General features: G+C 61.5%; 2 protein-coding genes and 1 pseudogene. All 3 read right to left on the bottom strand.

The annotated features are described in order from the left end of the window. Positions 1-512: 50S ribosomal protein L3 (gene rplC, locus ACIGII_RS19515; protein ID WP_399657659.1), on the bottom strand; the 512-nt coding region annotated here is incomplete at its 3' end. An 11-nt stretch (positions 513-523) separates the two neighbouring features. Beyond that, on the bottom strand, positions 524-835 hold the full coding sequence (gene rpsJ / locus ACIGII_RS19520; RefSeq protein ID WP_010341589.1) for a 30S ribosomal protein S10: 312 nt from the start codon (positions 833-835) through the stop codon (positions 524-526). A 332-nt stretch (positions 836-1,167) separates the two neighbouring features. Next, positions 1,168-1,266, bottom strand: a pseudogene (locus tag ACIGII_RS19525) (elongation factor Tu); the annotation flags it as partial.

The raw sequence follows: 1,266 nt of genomic DNA on the forward strand, positions 1-1,266 counted from the left end.
TGGCCTGACATGTTCTTGGCCGGGAATACGCGACCCGGGGTCTGGATCTGGCCCAGCGAAGCCGGCGCGCGATGCGACAGCGAGTTACCGTGGGTTGCATCGCCCATACGGAAGTTGTAGCGCTTGATGGTGCCCTGGAAGCCCTTACCCTTGGTGACACCCTGGACGTCGACCTTCTGGCCAACTTCGAAGAGGTCCGCCTTGACTTCGCCGCCGACGGCGAAATCGCCGAGCTGCGCGTCTTCAACGCGGAATTCCCTCAGGCCACGGCCCGCATCCACCTTCGCCTTGGCGATGTGGCCGGCTTCCGGCTTGTTGACCAGGGCAGCGCGACGCGCGCCGACGGTCACCTGCACGGCGCTGTAGCCGTCGGCTTCGACGGTCTTGATCTGCGCGATGCGGTTCGGGGTAGCTTCAATCAGGGTCACCGGAATGGCACGGCCATCTTCGGTGAACACGCGGCTCATGCCAGCCTTGCGGCCCACGAAGCCCAACGAATATTTCTTCGTCATGGTCGTAGTCCTCAGGTCAGCTTGATCTGAACGTCGACGCCGGCAGCCAGTTCGAGCTTCATCAGCGCGTCCACGGTCTTGTCGTTGGGGTCGACGATATCGAGCACGCGCTTGTGCGTGCGGGTCTCGTACTGGTCACGCGCGTCCTTGTCGACGTGCGGGGAAACGAGAATGGTGTAGCGCTCGATCTTGGTCGGCAGCGGGATCGGGCCACGCACTTGCGCGCCGGTCCGCTTTGCCGTTTCTACGATCTCGCTGGCCGAACGGTCGATCAAACGATGATCGAACGCCTTCAACCGAATCCGGATCTTTTGGTCCGCCATGACGGTGGGTTCCTTCGTTAAAAGAGCGACGGACAAGGCCTCTGGGTTGCCTTGTCCCATGAATATCCTGAATGCGGACGCCGCGCATTCCTGCGCGGCGACAAGATCTTTCCGTAGACCTCAAAAATCGAGGCAGACCGGTCTCCCGATCTGCCCAGACAAAAAGTATAGCGCGCATGCAAGACGACGGTCAACAGGGGTACTGTTGACATGCCTGAATGGCGCGACCCTTCCTGGTCTGGGGAACACGAGGTGCGTCCTGCGCCTCTTTTCCCGTTTTGGTACACCCCGATGCCCTACCCAGGCAACATCGGGGCGCAGAGTCTAACAGATTATTCGATGATCTTGGAGACCACGCCGGCGCCGACGGTACGGCCGCCTTCGCGGATCGCGAAGCGCAGGCCTTCGTCCATCGCGACCGGGTTGATCAG

This window comes from Stenotrophomonas sp. NPDC077420 (assembly GCF_044543385.1).
GTDB lineage: Bacteria > Pseudomonadota > Gammaproteobacteria > Xanthomonadales > Xanthomonadaceae > Stenotrophomonas.